We start from the raw sequence: 14,568 nt of genomic DNA on the forward strand, positions 1-14,568 counted from the left end.
GGCAGCGACGCCCGCCTCATCGCGGCAGGTCGAAGAAGTCAACGCGCCCGGTGCCCAGCTCATAATAGGCTCCCACGACCTTGAGCTTGCCCTCCGCCTGCGGTTGCATGAGCAAGGGGTCGCTCCGCTCCCGCATGTTGTTCACCACGCGCCGGACGTTCTGGCGGATGGCGGCCTCGGTCGGATCGCCGGCCGCACCGCGTGCTTCGAGTACGGCGGGAATGATCGGCTCGATCATGCTGTCGATGGCCCCGGGGAAACGGGCGTTCTTGCCGACGACATCCATCGCCGCCTTGACCGCGCCGCACGCCTCGTGACCCATCACGACCACCAGCGGCACGCCGAGTACCGCGACCGCGAACTCGATCGAGCCCCTGGCGACGGTATCGACCGTATTGCCCGCGTTCCGGACGATGAACAGCTCGCCGAGACCTCGTCCAAACAGCAGCTCGGGAGGTACGCGGCTGTCGGAGCAGGAGACGTAGGCCACGAACGGGGCCTGCCCGCGCGCGAGCTCGAGTCTGCGCTGCGGCGAGAGGTCGGGATTAATCACCTCGCCGCGCAGGAAGGCGGCGTTGCCGTCGCGCAGCAGCTGCAATGCTTGATCGGGATTGAGAGCGGACTTGCCGTTCCGGGTCGGCGCGGGAGGGACGACACGCATGGCGCCTCGTCGGCCGGTTCCCTGCGCGGCGGCAGGTGCCGCGGCAAGCGCCGTTGCGGTGAGCGCGCCGGTCACCAGAGCGCGGCGCGAAGGATGGGCATCACACATGATTGTTCAAGCCTCGGAGAGTTGCTGTTCGGTCGGATCAGGCGAAGGCGCGCTTGGCGCGGGACAGGATGCGCAGCGCCATCGCGAGCGTCGAGCCGGTCGCGGGCTGGTGCCGCGCCAGGCGGTCCTTCAGTGCGAGGCGCTCCTTCTTCATCGTCGCCAGCCGGATCTGGTCGGGAAAACGGCGCTTGCGTTCGCGCGCTACGTCGCGGCTGATGGCGCGGTACGCGCTGAGCAGAAGGTCTCCAGCTTTCATGGTGCAAGTCCTCTCGTTGTGCCGACCGGCCGACGTGTGGCCGAAAACCGGCGTCTGTCGTGGCCCGACATCGCGAGGACTTGTCGGGTCGCCGCCAGAGGGGCCCGGACCACGACCTTGAATTAGCGCCGGGCAGGTAGCCGGCCCAATCGAAAGCCCTGCGCCCGGTCTATAGGTGTAGCCTATGCGCCATCGATCACGGTTGGTGGCGGTCGCGCTCGTCGCGACGATTAATGCTACTTCGACCCAAAAGTCTGAAGAGGACGGCGCGAAAGATTGTCGCGGTACCGGGGGCCAGGTGACGGCCGACCCGTTCCTTGATCGCCAGCCGCTCAGCCCGAAGGCGGGCGATGCGAGCCGCATTGGGACGGGCCTTGACGCGCTCGCGGCGCAGCTCGGCCGACAGCATTCGGTGTGCGGCCACAAGACGTTCGATGAGGCTGCTCATATTGCCTGCTCCTTGCAGGACGTGGTCCGATGGACACACCCTATGAGCCGCGGGCGAGGCACTCCAATCGCAATCGCTGGGTCGTCGTCATAGCTTTCGCGATTACCCCAAAGCAGCCTGATTAGACGATCAGGCGATCCCAGGTCCCATAGCGCTGCTGGATTGTACCGCGCGGACGGCTGAGTACGATCAACCCCAGTCCGCAGACCAGGCTGTTGACCGTTCCCGGCAGGTCGGCGCCAAGCACGAACGGCGCGGCGATAAGTCCGGCCCCGAAGACCACGTTCAGGTAACGGACGGCGCGGGTCGGCTCCGCCGCGGCGATCGACAACGTCGTCAGGACTAGAAAGCCGATTACATGGTCGGCTTCGGCCATGGCACCATCGGCCCCGATCGTCAGCCGCGTGAATAACAGCCAGACGGCGATCGCGGCGCTGGCGGCGAACGGCCAAGGCAAACCTACTCCACCCGACACGGCCTCGCGCACCACGCCGCGCGCGGAGCGGTCGAACTCGTCTCGCGTCGCTTCGACTGCCGCAGCGGCCGAGGACTCGTCCGTGTCGCCCAGCAACAGCACGCGCAGCCAGTTCCTACCGGCCTTCGCGCGGCGTCGAACGAACTGGACGGAGGCGATGAGCTCGTCGACCGCGAACGGGATCTGCAGCAGCATCGCGGCCGCGGCGACCAGCGTCAGCGTGCCCCAGGTGCCGATCACCAGCGGCTGAATGATGACGAAGCTGATGGAGGTGACGCTGAGCGGTACGATGAGCAGCCCGAACAGGATCACGAGCCAGGGCATGGTGCGCCAGCGCGCCTTCAGCCCGATCACGCCGGTGAGGATTTCGAGGATGTAGGTGATCGCGCCCAGACCACCGTCGGCGATAGGCCAGGCCTCCGCCACGGCCGAGGTGATGATCTCTTCCGTCCCGTTTTGTGGGTCCGCAGGGTTGCCCGCGAAAAATGGCTCCCACACACCGCCAAGCTGGCCGAGCTGATAGCCGGCGAGGTAGCGCGAGACATAGAGGCCGACCAGCGCCAGCACGATGATCGGCAGGCGCTGGGTCCAGGCGGACGGATTGTAGCTCCAGCCGACCGGCACATCGGGGCCGGGCGCGACCGCGACCGGGGATGGTCCCGGCTCGGGCGGCAGCGCCAGCGCGAACGCGATGACCAGCGTGCCGATCAGGGTATCGTTCAGATAGGCCGCACCGCTCGTCGTCCAGAAAAGGAGCGGCGCGAACAGGAGGTAGACCCCGACCAGCCCGGTTCCCCAGCGTGCCCAGGTCGCGCGCCACGACAGCGACGCGAAAGATAGCAGCACGATCAGCGATCCGGCTACGATGTCGCTCGCGACCAGGCGAGGATCAGCGATGCCCAAGAGGGGCGGCGAGGTGACGAGCCACGTGCCGAAGCCCACATTGGCGAAGTGCGCCCAGCGATAGCGACCATGCTCGGCACGACGCTTTCGCTCGTAGGAGGCGCGTAGTTCATCGGGGCCGTGGCCAGCCTCGTGCGCCTCCGTGATCCAGTCAGGCGGTGTGATGTCGTGGCGCTTGTACCAGCCGACCGGATCGCGCCGGAGATCGGCGACGATGTCGGGCAGCACGTCCTTCAAGCGCCGCTTCGGCTCCCAACCGAGCAGCGTCTTCGCTCGCCAGGTGTCGAGCGCATAATGATGGTCGCCCATCATCGCCATGTATGGCCGGATAAACGGCTTTTCCCCTCGATCGATCGCGTCAGGGATGAGAGGCTCGAGCTTATCCAGCCCCCAGATGCCGGCAGCGGCGAGCGGCTTAGGGACGCGGATGGTCGGCCAATCGTCGACCCCGTGGATGAGGTAGCCGAGCTCGTCCTGCAACGTGTCGTAGCTCATCGGATCGGACTCGCCGATCAGCATGACGCTCTCCGCAGGCAGCCTGTCGCGCCGCTCGATCGTGCGCCGGACGGCGTCGGCGAGGTCGTCCTTGTGGAGCATCGATTGGCCCGTCAGCGGCGAACCAGCATAGAAATAGCCCTGTAGGTCGCGGTTGTGGATGCGCGCGATCTGGTGCGCGAGCGTCGGAACCAGATGGTCGCGGTCATACACTCCGGCCAGCCGCAAGATGGCGACCGGTATGTCGCCGTGCTCGGCCTCGACCACGCGCTCGGCCTCCAACTTGGAATGCGGATAGGCATAGGCCGGGTCGAATGCTTGGCCCTCGTCGATCTTCTCGCCCGGCCGGCAGGGTGCATGGACCAGCATCGTGCTGGCGTAGATGAACTGGTCGACCTCGAACGCCTGCAGCGCGCGCAGGAGGTGCCGGGTGCCCTCCACGTTGACGGCATCGTAGAGCGGATGGTCATCGCCCGACTGGTCGAAATAGGCCGCGAGGTGGACGACGCTGGCGATGCGCGAGCCGAACCGTGCGCGGAAACGCTCGAGCGCCAGCTCGACCGCGGCGGCGTTGGCGAAGTCGGTGGCGAAGGTCGGGATCGGCACGTCCGAGGCGCGACGGTCCAGTCCCACGACGCAGTAATCATTCGCGAGCGCGCCCGTGATCGCCCGGCCAAGGTTGCCCGATGCGCCGGTGATGAGCACGATGGGCCGGTCGGCGTCACTGACGTGTCGCTTATTTAGCGCAGCAGCTGTCCGCATGGCCGGGTGCCCTCCTGCCTGAACCCGCGCCAAGCTCAGCGCGCCATCAGCAACGGCAGGCGGGCGTTCTCCAGGACGTAGTGCGTGACACCGCCGAACAGCGTCTGCCGCATTCGGCTGTGGGTGTAGCCGCCCATCACGAGCAGGTCGGACGAGAGGCTCTCGACCTCCATCACCAGCTCCTCCCCGACCGACAGTTCGGGCTCATTGACGTGCGCTTCAGCTGTGACGCCGTGGCGCGACAGGTAGCCGAGCAACTCTTCTGCGCTGGACGCCTGCGTGCGCGAGGTGGCGAAGGTCAGGACGACGACCCGTTCGGCGCGGCGGAGGAGCGGCAGCGCCGCGGTCACCGCGTGCGCCGCCTCGACGCTACCGTTCCAGGCGACCGCGATCGCTTTCCCGAAGGTGGGTATGAGATCGCCGTTGACAACCAGCACCGGGCGGCCGGCGGTTTCGAGCGTTGTCTTGAGGAGCGACGAGGTTGGTAGCGGATCGTCCTCGTCCGTCGACTGGCGCGCGAACAGGACGAGGTCGTGAGTTAGCGCCGCTCGGGCCACGACCGCGTCTTCGTTGCCATAAACCGTGCGAAGCGAGAGCCTGGTCGGGACTCCGGACTCTCGTTCGTGCGCCTCGAACGCCTGTCGCGCCTCGACCTCGCGCCTCTCCGCGGACGCTTGCGTGCCCTCGATGAACTCGTCCCATCCGGCGGTGTACGGGTAATGTCCGTGCACCGGCAGCGACGCGAAGTCGGTGAGCGGGAGGAGCGCCGTGACCTGCGCGTCTAGTCTGTCGGCTAGGTCCGTGCCGATCGAAATAGCGTGCCGGTCGAGCGCCGGGTCGCAAAGCGGCAACAGGATGCTGCGCATCGAAGGCTTCCTCAGGTCAGTGGGATAGGAGTGCTGCTCAGGACGCCGGCGACGGCTCCGTCACCATGTCCTGCTCGCGCTGCAGCGCTGCCTGCAGCTTCGCTTCGTCCTCGGGCGACAGGGAGGAGCGGATGATTCGCCCGCCGTATCCCTTCAACTCAGCCATGACCTTCTCCGGCTGTGCCTTGCGGACGAGCAGAAACAGGGCCGAGCTGTCCGGCGTCAGCGTCTCGCCCAGCTCACGGATGAAGTCATCGTCGATCCCGTAATCGACCAGGCTCCCGGACAGCGCGCCTGTGCCCGCGCCGACAGCGCTGCCGACCGCGAGACCTGCTAGCGGGTTCAGGAACAGGAAGCCGATGAGCGTTCCCCAGAGGGCGCCCGAGAGCGCGCCGTAGCTGGCGCCATGCCCGACCATGCTGATCGACTGCTTGATCTGGACCTTGCCGTCGGTGTCACGGACCGCGACCACCGCGTCGGCCAGGTCGATCAGATACTCGCGCCTGAGCTTGTTCAACTCGGTCAACACACGGTCGGCGTCGTCCGTCTTGTCGAACCCGACCACCACCAGTTCGGACATCGTGTCTCTCCAGCATGATTGTGCCTGACCGGAAGCCTTCGGACTCGGGTCGGGCGTGGTGCTGAACTAGGTGCGATCCGGACCGCCGGAAAATAGATAGTAGGTGGTCCGCGCCTTAGACGGAGCCTATGGGGTCGAGCAGCTTGCGGGCGCAAAGCTGGACGTGCTCGGCGATCAGACGGAACGCGGCCTCCATGCTGGACTGCCGGCGCCAGGCGACCGCGATCGAACGGTGCTGCTTCCAGCCGTCGACGTCCAGCACCGTCAACCCGGACGATCCGCCCACGTCTGACTTGAGGTAGAGCGCGGGCAGAATGCTCAGCCCCAGCCCGCTCGCCACCATCTGGTGCAGGCTGTCGAGGCTGGTACCGTAATAGTCAGGCGCGATCCTCATGCCGTACTGACCGGCGATTTCCGCCGATTGACGAGCGAGATGATGGCGCGGGTCGAGTGACAGGAGCGGCTGCTCGGCAAGCGCCTCGCGCCCGACGCGCTCACCCGTCACGAGCTCGCCGTCGACCGCCGACACGAGCCGGAGCGGTTCCCGAAACAGGGGCTCGACCGTCAGGTCTTCGCCCGCAATCGGCATGGGGCCAACCAATATGTCCAGGTTTCCGCGCGACAGCTCCAGCATCTGATCGTCCGGAATACCGTCACGCACGTGAAGCTTCAGCCCTGGCGCGATCCGGTGCAGCTCGGCGATCAGCGGCGAGAGCAGGTAGGGGCCGAGCGTCGGAGTGGTGCCGAGACGGAGCGTACCCGTCAGGTCGTTGGACGCGCTGGTCGCCAGCCCGACGATGTCGCGCGCGTCGCTCAGCATGCGCCGGGCCTTGGCGACGATGCTGCGACCGACCGGTGTGACGATCGCGCCGGTCGTGCTGCGCTCGAGCAGCCTGACGCCCAACCGGTCCTCTAGCGCCCGGACCTGCTGGCTTAGCGTCGGCTGCGACACGTTGGTCAGCCGCGCCGCTTCGACGAACGACTGGGTGTCCGCGATGGTGACCAGATATTCGAGCTGCCTCAGCGTCGGCATACAACCGATATAATCACAATCTATAGGCCGCGTGCAACGATAGCGATTGGCGGACCGACCGAGGTGAAGCCTATTTGGCTGTCATCGCGACGCACTGGCGTCGTCAGCTATCGAGGGAGACGCTTGATGCGCGCGCTTGTCCTGTGTCCACTTGCCGCCCTGGTCGCCTGCGGCCCTGCCGAAACCCGAAACGACCAGCAGCCTAGCAAGGTGGGCGCGCCGATCGCGATGACGGCCGTGCAGAAGCAGGTCGTCGACCTGCCCGAACGACAGCGGTTCGTCGTGTTTTTCCGGGCCATTCGTGACGGCGGAGCGCCGTGCCAGCAGGTCGTTCAGGGCATCCGCCAGCCGGACCACGATGGCAGCCCGATCTATGCGGTAAGGTGCGACGACGGTCCGCAGTACGCGATCGCGATCGACGCCCAAGGAATCGCGCAGGTGACCCGTCTCAATCCGTCGGCCGGTTGAGTTCGCGCCTTAATTGAAGATCTTCAGGGGATTGGGTGCATGGCTGCGAGGGAACGCGTCGGGTTCAGGGACGCCGCGCGCTGGCTGACGGATATCATCGGACCGGACAGGGCGTATCTGCGCCTGGCCGTGGTCTATGGCGTGGCGATCAGCCTGTTATCGTTGGCGACGCCGATCTCCGTCCAGCTGCTCATCAACAGCGTCGCGCACACCGCTCAGCCGACCGCGCTCTGGACGCTCTCGGGCGTGCTGTTCCTCCTCCTGCTGCTCGTCGCCGTGCTGAGCGCCTTGCGCGTGCATGTCATGGCGCTGTTCGAGCGGCGAGTGTTCGCGCGCGTGGTGGCGGAGGTGACCGTGCGCGCCGTACACGCGCAGAACCCGTTCTTCGGCGACGCCAAGCGCCAGGACCTGTTCAACCGCTTCTTCGACCTGACGGTGGTGCAGAAGGCGGTGCCCAGCCTGTTCATCGGGGGGTTCACCATCGTGCTGCAATCGGTCGTCGGGCTGGTGATCACCAGCTTCTATCACCCGTTCTTCCTCGCCTTCAACGCGGTGTTGCTGCTCGTGCTGCTGCTCGTCTGGCTGATCTGGTCACGCGGTTCGTTCACGTCCGCCGTGGCGCTCAGTCACGCCAAGCACGCGACGGCGCACTGGCTGGAGAGCGTCGGCGGGTCCAACGGCTTCTACAAGTCGAGCCGGCACCTCGACTTCGCGATGGATCGGTCGGAGGCGATGACCGCGACCTATATCGACCGACACCGCCGCTACTTCCGCTACAGCTTCGCCCAGACGCTCTCCTGCCTGTTCCTGTACGCGTTCGCGTCGGCCGCGCTGCTGGCGCTCGGCGGCACGTTGATCCTGCGCGGCGAGCTTTCAATCGGCCAGCTCGTCGCGGCGGAACTGATCCTGTCAGGCGTGTTCTACGGCGTCGCGCAGCTCGGCTGGTATCTCGACGCCTTCTACGATCTCGTCGCCTCGTCGGAGGAGCTGTCGCTTCTCTTCACCATCCCGCAGGAGCAGCCGTCCACGGCGGGCGGCCTGACGCCGCGCGACGGCGCCGTGCGCCTGCGCGACGTGCGGGTCGGCGACGCCCGCTTCGATTTCGAGCTCAGGTCAGGCGAGCAGGTGGTTGCAATCGGGGAGCCCGGCGTCGACCGTGCCGTTGCCCTGGTGCTGAAGCGGCACACGGTACCCGAGCGCGGCCTGGTTACGATCGGCGGGTCGGACCTGGGCGGCCTCGACATGTACCTGCTGCGCTCGGCCGTGATCGTGCTCGATCGCCCGTCCATCGTCGAGGTGACGATCCGTGAGTACCTGTCGCTCGCGGCGCCAGGGACCGGGTCCGAGGCGATGCTGGACGTGTTGGAAAGCGTCGACCTGGCCGATCGCGTCGCGCGATTGCCGCTGGGCCTGGACACGCCGCTCGCCTCGTCCGGCTCGCCGCTGTCCATTGGCGAGGTCATGGAGCTGAAGCTCGCCAACGCGATGCTCTCGCGCCCACGCGTCCTGATGCTGTCGCAACTGTTCGATCTGATGGCTCCGGGCAAGCTGTCCCGCACGCTGTCTGCGCTGCGGCAGGCTGGCACGACCGTGATCCTGTTCACCGGTCGGCCCGGTGGCATCGAGCTCGACCGCTGGCTGCTGATGGACCACATGCGCCAGCAATCCTTTCCGACGCTTCATGCCCTGGAACAGGCCCGCGCGGCATCGGAGGTCGACCATGCCGTATAGACCCGAGCACCTTTCGCACTTTCCTACGCTCGCGCGCATGCGCCCGCCGCGCGCCACGGTCGCGCTCGCCTGGCTGGTGGCGGTCGGCCTCGGGCTCGCCGTTGCCGTGATGACCTACGCGCCTTGGGTGCAGACCGCGATCGGCGACGGCAAGGTATCCGCGCTCGACCCGGGCGATCGAGCGCAGCAAGTGACCGCGCTGGTGCCGGGCCGCGTCGAGCGCTGGTACGTGCAGGACGGGCAGCATGTCGACCGGGGCGACCCGATCGCCCGCGTGGTCGATGTGGATCCCAATTTTCTGTCCAATCTCGCCGCCGAGCGGGCGCAGGTGCAGGCCGAGATCGCGGCCGCGCGCCAGGGCCAGGCGGTGGCGAGCATCGATGTCGGCCGGTCGCGCCAGCTACTGGCCGAAGGGCTGGTGGCGCGACGCGACCTGGAGCAGGCGCAGATCAAGGTGGCCGACGGCGCCGCCAAGCTCGCGGAGGCGCGCGCCAAGCTGAACCGCATCGACGTCCAGCTGAACCGCCAATCGGCGCAGCTGGTCCGAGCGCCCCGCGACGGCCGCATCCAGCAGCTGAACGCGGCCGCGGGCGGCGCGCTGGTGACGGCGGGCACGGTGCTGGCCGTGGTCGCGCCCGAGCGCGTCGAGCGCGCCGTCGAGCTGTTCGTGGACGGTCGCGACGTGGCGCTGGTCCGCCCCGGTCAGGCGGTACGCCTGGAGTTCGAGGGCTGGCCCGCCATCCAGTTCAGCGGCTGGCCGTCGATCGCGCGCGGACTGTTCGACGGACGCGTGCGAACGATCGACCCCACGGCCGGGACCGATGGCCTGTTCCGAGTGCTAATCGAGCCGATGCCAGGGAAGACCTCTTGGCCCGACCGACGCTTCATCCGCCTGGGCGCCAAGGTGCGCGGCTGGATCCAGATGGAGACGGTGTCGGTCGGCTACGAGCTGTGGCGACAGCTGAACGACTTCCCGCTCGAATTCGGCCAGCCCCAAGGCGCGTCCGTGACCGCACCGGTCAAGGACGAGGACAAGGACGTGCTCAAGGCGGGTAAGCCGAAATGATCGGCCGCGTCCTGATCGCGCTCTGCCTACTGTGGCCCGGCCTCGCCTGGGCGCAGGCGCCGCGCCCCTTGATGCTTGATGAAGTGCTGCGCTCGTCCGCAGCCTTTGCCCCACAGATCGTGGAGGCGCTCGCGCGCGAGCGTCAGGCCCAAGGTCGCGCCCTCACCGCGCAAGGCGCATTCGATACCGTGTTCGAGGGGGACGCGCAGAGCCGGGTCGCGGGTTACTACGACGGCAGCTATGCCGAGGGCCGCGCGACGCGGCCGCTCACGGGTAACGGCGGGCAGCTCTACGGTGCCTATCGCCTGTCCCGCGGCACCTTCCCGATCTACGAGGACAAGGCCTATACGAGCCGCCTCGGTGAACTGCGCGTCGGTGGCCTGTTCTCGCTATTGCGGGATCGCGCCATCGACGAGCGTCGGGGTCGTGACGTGCTGGCCAGGAGCGATGTCGACGTGGCGCGGCTCGAGCGCGAGATGGTCGCGATCGGCGTCCAGGGCCGTGCGATCGCCGCCTACCAGAACTGGGCGGCAGCGGGGCTGCGCCTCAAGGCGTACCGGTCGCTGTTGGCGCTGGCGGAGGACCGGCGAGGCGGGATCGGTCGTCAGGTCGAGTTGGGCGCCAGGCCAGAGATCCTGCTCACGGAGAACGAGCAGAACATCGTCCGCCGGCGCGCGCTCGTGGTCCGCACCGAACAAGAGTTCGCGGCGGCTGCCAACGCGCTCTCTCTATTCCTGCGCGATTCGGAGGGCGAGCGCGTCACGCCGATGGACGACCGATTGCCCGGCGAGCTGCCCGGGTTCAGCGCGCCGCGGCCCGCCGGGCCGGTCACGCGCCCCGACCTTAGCGTGGCATCGGCCCGCATCGAGCAGTCGCAGGTTCGGCTCGCTTTGGCCGAGAACGAGCTCAAGCCCCGCTTAGACGCGCGCGGTGAACTCGCCTACGGAGCGGGCGGGGACGGGCTGGGCGGACCATCACGCAGCGGCGGGCAGGCGATTGTGGGACTGCGCTTCTCCGTTCCGCTCCAGCGCCGCCAGGCGAAGGGCCGCATCGCCGAAGCTCGCGCCGAGATCGACGCGCTGCGCGCCCGCCAACGGCTCATAGGCGACCAGATTGCGGTTGAGGTGCGCGGCATCGTCATAGCCGCCGACGGCGCGGAGAAGACGGCCGAACTGGCGGCGCGCGAGGCGGAGCTTGCCGACCGCATGGCAATTGCGGAACGACGTCGATTCCAGCTCGGCGCCAGCGACTTCTTCGTCCTCAACCTCCGTGAAGAAGCGGCTACAGATGCTCGCGTGCGTCTACTCGACGCGCAAGCGCGCGCTGCTTTGGCTGCCGCCGACCTGGCCCAGGCCACGGCCGATCGAACCCGCCTCGGTTTGGGTGACGTGGAGTTACCCTGATCTGGCCCTAGCGTACGATTTCGGGCCTTTGCTCACCGGTCCCCCATTCGGCGGGCGTGTGTTAAAAACCTATCGAACGATCCCGATTTGATGCGCCGGCCCGCCGGGGGGATGGCCGGGCCGGCGCCTGCAGCTGGCTTAGCGACGGGGGAGCTTTGCCAGGACAGCCTTGTAAGCCGCGTAATGCGTGCCTTCGTCGACCGCGATCTGGCGGAACATCTGCGCCACCTTCTTGTCGCCGGCCGCTTCCGCCTCCTTGGCGAAATTCACGTACATCGTGACATTCTCGTAGTGCTCGCCCTTCATGGCATCTTCGAGGTTCACATTGTTGCTGCTGCCGAGCCGCAGCGCCTGCGCTTCACGATCGAAGTGCTCGTTGGCCTCGACGTTGGCCGATGCGCGGAAGAGCTTGGCGAGTTCGGGCTTTCCCGCCGCCTGCGCCTGGTCGGCGTACCGCAGATACTTCAGGTTGGCATAAGCCTCCCCGTGCATCGCGGCTTCGAGGTTCGCCCGCGTGCTGGCGGCTAGCGGGCGGGTCGGCGCCGACGGCGCGGCGGTCACGCTGACGGCGAAAATGGTCGCGGCACCGGCGGCAGCGACGATCAGGGACTTCATCATGGTCGGATCTCCATTGCCGCCGGAAGTGCGGCTGCGTTGCTATCGACCGAGGTCCTGACGGCGACCTGACGAGCTGACAGAAAACGTATTCTCAAGACGTGGGAAAAAACTCGCTGCGCTGTCAGGTTCCGGTCAGGCGCTCCTGCGATCTCCCCGTCATCAAGGCTATCCCGCCTCTGACAGGAGTTCGTTCGATGACCCGTTTTGCACCCTTGAAGGTCGCAGCCTTTCTCGTCGCCGTCGCAGCTGCGCCGATGGCGATGGCGTCCCCCGTCTGCACCAAGGCACCCCAGGCCAAATGGATGACACCGGCACAGATGAAAGGCCGCGTCGCCAGGATGGGCTATCGCGACGTCAAGGTGTTCCAGGTGTCCGGCAGCTGCTACGAGATCTACGCCCACACGAAGGACGGCAAGCGCGCCGAGGTCTATTTTAATCCGGTGAACGGCGCCATCGTTCAGAACAACGTCGACTGACGATGGAACACTTCGCTCCAGCGGCCTCATCCCGAGACCCTGCCCGCAGCCGCGACAGGGTCAAGGTCTGGGACCCGATCGTCCGCATCTTCCACTGGACCGTGGCGGGAGGCGTCATCGCCAACCTGACATTTCTTCGGCACGAGGAGACACCGCATATCTATGTCGGCTACGTTGTCGTCACGGCGCTGGCGATCCGGCTGATCTGGGGTGTTATCGGCCGGCGTCACGCGCGGTTCGCCAGCTTCGTGCCAGGCCCGTTCGTGTTGCTGCGCTATTTTCGCGCGATGGCTGCCCGGCGCGAGCCGCGCTACATCGGGCACAACCCGGCCGGGGGCGCAATGATCGTCGTCCTCCTTGTCCTGCTGGCGACGGTGGGGACCAGCGGATGGATGATGGGGCTCGACCAATTCTGGGGTGTGGGCTGGGTCGAGACGTTGCACGAAACCGCCGCCAATGTTCTGATCGGCGCGGTAGCCCTGCATGTCATCGGTGCGATCGTCGAGAGCGTGCGGCACCGGGAAAACCTGCCGCTGGCGATGGTCACTGGCTACAAACGTGCACCAACGGGGACCGACATCGACCATGCGCCTGCTGCTGATTGAAGACAACGCCCGGCTTGGCAGCCTGGTTCGGGACGGCCTAATCCCGCAGGGTTTCGCGGTCGATTGGGTCGAGACCGTCGAGGACGCCGAGCTGGCGATGAAGGTGGCGACATATGACCTGCTACTGGTCGACCTTGGCTTACCCGATGGAGACGGCTTGGACATCGTCCGCCGTTCCCGCCGGGACAAGAATGCGACGCCGATCCTTGTCCTGACCGCGCGAGGTGGCCTCGACGATCGCGTCACCGGACTCGACGCGGGCGCCGACGACTATCTGGTGAAGCCGTTCCAGATTCCCGAGCTCGCGGCGCGGTGTCGTGCCCTGCTGCGACGACCCGGGGCGTCGCTCGGCACCCGGCTCGCCGCGGGCAACGTCGTGCTCGATTGTGCCTCACGGTCGGCCGAGGTGGGCGGCGTCGCGATCGACGCGACGCCGCGTGAAATCAACCTGCTCGAAGTTCTGCTCCGCCGCGCCGGACACGTCGTCGCCAAGCCGGCGCTTGAGAATACGCTATATGCTATGGACGCCGAGGTAACGCCCAATGCGTTGGAAGCGGCAGTATCGCGGCTGCGCAAGCGCCTGACCGCCGTCGGGGCGGACGTGCAGGTCCGCACCGTGCACGGCGTCGGCTATGCGCTGTTCGCGCCGAGCGTATCTGGTGAATAAGATGGACGCGGTTCGGCCAAGGCGACGGTCCCCTACGCTGTTCCGACAGATTGCGGCGCGTCTGGCGGCGTTCACGCTGCTGTTCGCAGCACTCGACGTCGGGATCGTCGTGTTCACCTACAGTCGCCAGCCCGAATCGCTTGCGCAGGAATTGCTGACGCTTGAAGCGACGAAGGCTCAGGCAGGCGGCGTGCTGTCGCCCGACCTGCTAACCGGACCGCCGGGGGCCGAATCCTGGTCCGCGCGATATGTCGAACCGGGATCACCCGAGCTCCGGCGGGTGGGTCAGACCGGGATCGACGGTGCGTCGACCCTGGTCGACTGGACGCGACGCGAACATACCCCCCGCGGCTATCGGATATCGGGCGTCCGCGCGATCGACCGCGGCAGCGAGCGGCGTTGGCTGGCGATGCAGTTCGAAGGCGACGGCATCCGCCCCTATGTGCCGGTGATCGTGAACGAGATCATTCAGCACGTGATGTTGCCGCTGATCCCGCTGTCGCTGTTGCTGTTGCTGTTCAATGTCTTCGCCGTCCGCCGCGTGCTCCAACCCCTTCGCAATGCCGAGCGAGAGGTGGACGCGCTGGAACCCGACAACACCCTGCTTCGCCTTTCGGAGCCGAGTGAGCCTCGAGAGGTCAATACGCTCGTCAGCGCCGTCAATCGGGCGCTCGGCCGGCTCGATGCAGCGATGGCGACCCTGCGGGAGTTCACTGCCAACGCCGCTCATGAGCTGCGCACACCGTTGTCGATCATGCAGCTATCGCTCGACCGGCTTCCGGCAGGCAAGCAGCGGGACGAACTGCGAGCCGACGCGCGGCACCTGACCCGCCTCGTCGAACAGATGCTCGATCTTGCCCAGGCCGACGCGCTGGCCATCGATGGTCACGTGGCCATCGATCTCGCCGACATCGGTCGAGAGGTAGTGGCCGCGATGGCGCCAAAGG

General features: G+C 66.9%; 16 protein-coding genes. 8 read left to right on the top strand and 8 right to left on the bottom strand.

Going from position 1 to position 14,568, the window contains the following annotated elements:
- Nucleotides 1–16 precede the first annotated feature (16 nt).
- From A7X12_RS09210 to A7X12_RS09240, 7 genes are all read right to left on the bottom strand, one after another.
- The gene (locus A7X12_RS09210; protein ID WP_064311346.1) at nt 17–769 is read right to left on the bottom strand and encodes a carbonic anhydrase; all 753 of its coding nucleotides are present in this window, start codon (nt 767–769) and stop codon (nt 17–19) included.
- Nucleotides 770–806: 37 nt separating this feature from the next.
- Nucleotides 807–1,025, bottom strand: a complete 219-nt coding sequence (locus A7X12_RS25475) for a YdcH family protein (RefSeq protein ID WP_064311347.1) — start codon at nt 1,023–1,025, stop codon at nt 807–809.
- A gap of 196 nt (nt 1,026–1,221) precedes the next feature.
- Nucleotides 1,222–1,473, bottom strand: a complete 252-nt coding sequence (locus A7X12_RS25480) for a DUF465 domain-containing protein (protein ID WP_157105546.1) — start codon at nt 1,471–1,473, stop codon at nt 1,222–1,224.
- 121 nt (nt 1,474–1,594) lie between these two features.
- Complete coding sequence (locus A7X12_RS09225) at nt 1,595–4,108, bottom strand: NAD-dependent epimerase/dehydratase family protein (protein WP_064311349.1); 2,514 nt, start codon at nt 4,106–4,108, stop codon at nt 1,595–1,597.
- Nucleotides 4,109–4,143: 35 nt separating this feature from the next.
- Nucleotides 4,144–4,974, bottom strand: a complete 831-nt coding sequence (locus A7X12_RS09230; RefSeq protein WP_064311350.1) for a universal stress protein — start codon at nt 4,972–4,974, stop codon at nt 4,144–4,146.
- Nucleotides 4,975–5,011: 37 nt separating this feature from the next.
- Complete coding sequence (locus tag A7X12_RS09235; protein WP_064311351.1) at nt 5,012–5,554, bottom strand: DUF1269 domain-containing protein; 543 nt, start codon at nt 5,552–5,554, stop codon at nt 5,012–5,014.
- 115 nt (nt 5,555–5,669) lie between these two features.
- A complete protein-coding gene (locus A7X12_RS09240; protein WP_064311352.1) occupies nt 5,670–6,587 on the bottom strand; it encodes a LysR family transcriptional regulator in 918 nt (305 codons plus the stop codon).
- A 126-nt stretch (nt 6,588–6,713) separates the two neighbouring features.
- Between A7X12_RS09240 and A7X12_RS09245 the strand changes: the two genes are divergently transcribed.
- Genes A7X12_RS09245 through A7X12_RS09260 form a run of 4 tightly spaced genes read left to right on the top strand, consistent with a single transcriptional unit; the run spans nt 6,714 to nt 11,255 of the window.
- On the top strand, nt 6,714–7,055 hold the full coding sequence (locus A7X12_RS09245; RefSeq protein ID WP_064311353.1) for a hypothetical protein: 342 nt from the start codon (nt 6,714–6,716) through the stop codon (nt 7,053–7,055).
- 39 nt (nt 7,056–7,094) lie between these two features.
- Nucleotides 7,095–8,786, top strand: coding sequence for an ABC transporter transmembrane domain-containing protein (locus tag A7X12_RS09250; protein WP_064311354.1), 1,692 nt, complete (start codon nt 7,095–7,097; stop codon nt 8,784–8,786).
- Nucleotides 8,776–9,852 (top strand): HlyD family secretion protein, encoded by a 1,077-nt coding sequence (locus tag A7X12_RS09255; RefSeq protein WP_064311355.1) that lies wholly within the window; start codon nt 8,776–8,778, stop codon nt 9,850–9,852. The genes A7X12_RS09250 and A7X12_RS09255 overlap by 11 nt, the downstream gene beginning before the upstream one ends.
- On the top strand, nt 9,849–11,255 hold the full coding sequence (locus tag A7X12_RS09260) for a TolC family protein (protein ID WP_064311356.1): 1,407 nt from the start codon (nt 9,849–9,851) through the stop codon (nt 11,253–11,255). The genes A7X12_RS09255 and A7X12_RS09260 overlap by 4 nt, the downstream gene beginning before the upstream one ends.
- A 138-nt stretch (nt 11,256–11,393) precedes the next feature.
- Here A7X12_RS09260 and A7X12_RS09265 read toward each other — a convergent pair whose 3' ends face one another.
- Nucleotides 11,394–11,873, bottom strand: a complete 480-nt coding sequence (locus tag A7X12_RS09265; protein ID WP_064311357.1) for a rubrerythrin family protein — start codon at nt 11,871–11,873, stop codon at nt 11,394–11,396.
- A gap of 194 nt (nt 11,874–12,067) precedes the next feature.
- Here A7X12_RS09265 and A7X12_RS09270 point away from each other — a divergent pair, with 194 nt between their 5' ends.
- The 4 genes from A7X12_RS09270 to A7X12_RS09285 form a co-directional block, all read left to right on the top strand.
- The gene (locus tag A7X12_RS09270; RefSeq protein ID WP_064311358.1) at nt 12,068–12,349 is read left to right on the top strand and encodes a PepSY domain-containing protein; all 282 of its coding nucleotides are present in this window, start codon (nt 12,068–12,070) and stop codon (nt 12,347–12,349) included.
- A 2-nt stretch (nt 12,350–12,351) separates the two neighbouring features.
- Nucleotides 12,352–12,954, top strand: a complete 603-nt coding sequence (locus tag A7X12_RS09275; protein ID WP_063690178.1) for a cytochrome b/b6 domain-containing protein — start codon at nt 12,352–12,354, stop codon at nt 12,952–12,954.
- Nucleotides 12,935–13,621 (top strand): response regulator, encoded by a 687-nt coding sequence (locus tag A7X12_RS09280; protein ID WP_063690107.1) that lies wholly within the window; start codon nt 12,935–12,937, stop codon nt 13,619–13,621. The genes A7X12_RS09275 and A7X12_RS09280 overlap by 20 nt, the downstream gene beginning before the upstream one ends.
- A 1-nt stretch (nt 13,622) precedes the next feature.
- Nucleotides 13,623–14,568: sensor histidine kinase (locus tag A7X12_RS09285; RefSeq protein ID WP_232318436.1), on the top strand; the 946-nt coding region annotated here is incomplete at its 3' end.

Source organism: Sphingomonas sp. TDK1 (genome assembly GCF_001650735.1).
Taxonomy (GTDB): domain Bacteria; phylum Pseudomonadota; class Alphaproteobacteria; order Sphingomonadales; family Sphingomonadaceae; genus Sphingomonas.

Excerpts from the sequence above, each read along its gene's own strand:
- A7X12_RS09225 (WP_064311349.1), bottom strand. The coding sequence starts at position 4,108 with ATGCGGACAGCTGCTGCGCTAAATAAGCGACACGTCAGTGACGCCGAC.
- A7X12_RS09270 (WP_064311358.1), top strand. The coding sequence starts at position 12,068 with ATGACCCGTTTTGCACCCTTGAAGGTCGCAGCCTTTCTCGTCGCCGTC.
- A7X12_RS09250 (WP_064311354.1), top strand. The coding sequence starts at position 7,095 with ATGGCTGCGAGGGAACGCGTCGGGTTCAGGGACGCCGCGCGCTGGCTG.
- A7X12_RS09235 (WP_064311351.1), bottom strand. The coding sequence starts at position 5,554 with ATGTCCGAACTGGTGGTGGTCGGGTTCGACAAGACGGACGACGCCGAC.
- A7X12_RS09260 (WP_064311356.1), top strand. The coding sequence starts at position 9,849 with ATGATCGGCCGCGTCCTGATCGCGCTCTGCCTACTGTGGCCCGGCCTC.
- A7X12_RS09210 (WP_064311346.1), bottom strand. The coding sequence starts at position 769 with ATGTGTGATGCCCATCCTTCGCGCCGCGCTCTGGTGACCGGCGCGCTC.
- A7X12_RS09280 (WP_063690107.1), top strand. The coding sequence starts at position 12,935 with ATGCGCCTGCTGCTGATTGAAGACAACGCCCGGCTTGGCAGCCTGGTT.
- A7X12_RS09255 (WP_064311355.1), top strand. The coding sequence starts at position 8,776 with ATGCCGTATAGACCCGAGCACCTTTCGCACTTTCCTACGCTCGCGCGC.
- A7X12_RS25475 (WP_064311347.1), bottom strand. The coding sequence starts at position 1,025 with ATGAAAGCTGGAGACCTTCTGCTCAGCGCGTACCGCGCCATCAGCCGC.
- A7X12_RS09245 (WP_064311353.1), top strand. The coding sequence starts at position 6,714 with ATGCGCGCGCTTGTCCTGTGTCCACTTGCCGCCCTGGTCGCCTGCGGC.
- A7X12_RS09275 (WP_063690178.1), top strand. The coding sequence starts at position 12,352 with ATGGAACACTTCGCTCCAGCGGCCTCATCCCGAGACCCTGCCCGCAGC.
- A7X12_RS09240 (WP_064311352.1), bottom strand. The coding sequence starts at position 6,587 with ATGCCGACGCTGAGGCAGCTCGAATATCTGGTCACCATCGCGGACACC.
- A7X12_RS09230 (WP_064311350.1), bottom strand. The coding sequence starts at position 4,974 with ATGCGCAGCATCCTGTTGCCGCTTTGCGACCCGGCGCTCGACCGGCAC.
- A7X12_RS25480 (WP_157105546.1), bottom strand. The coding sequence starts at position 1,473 with ATGAGCAGCCTCATCGAACGTCTTGTGGCCGCACACCGAATGCTGTCG.
- A7X12_RS09265 (WP_064311357.1), bottom strand. The coding sequence starts at position 11,873 with ATGATGAAGTCCCTGATCGTCGCTGCCGCCGGTGCCGCGACCATTTTC.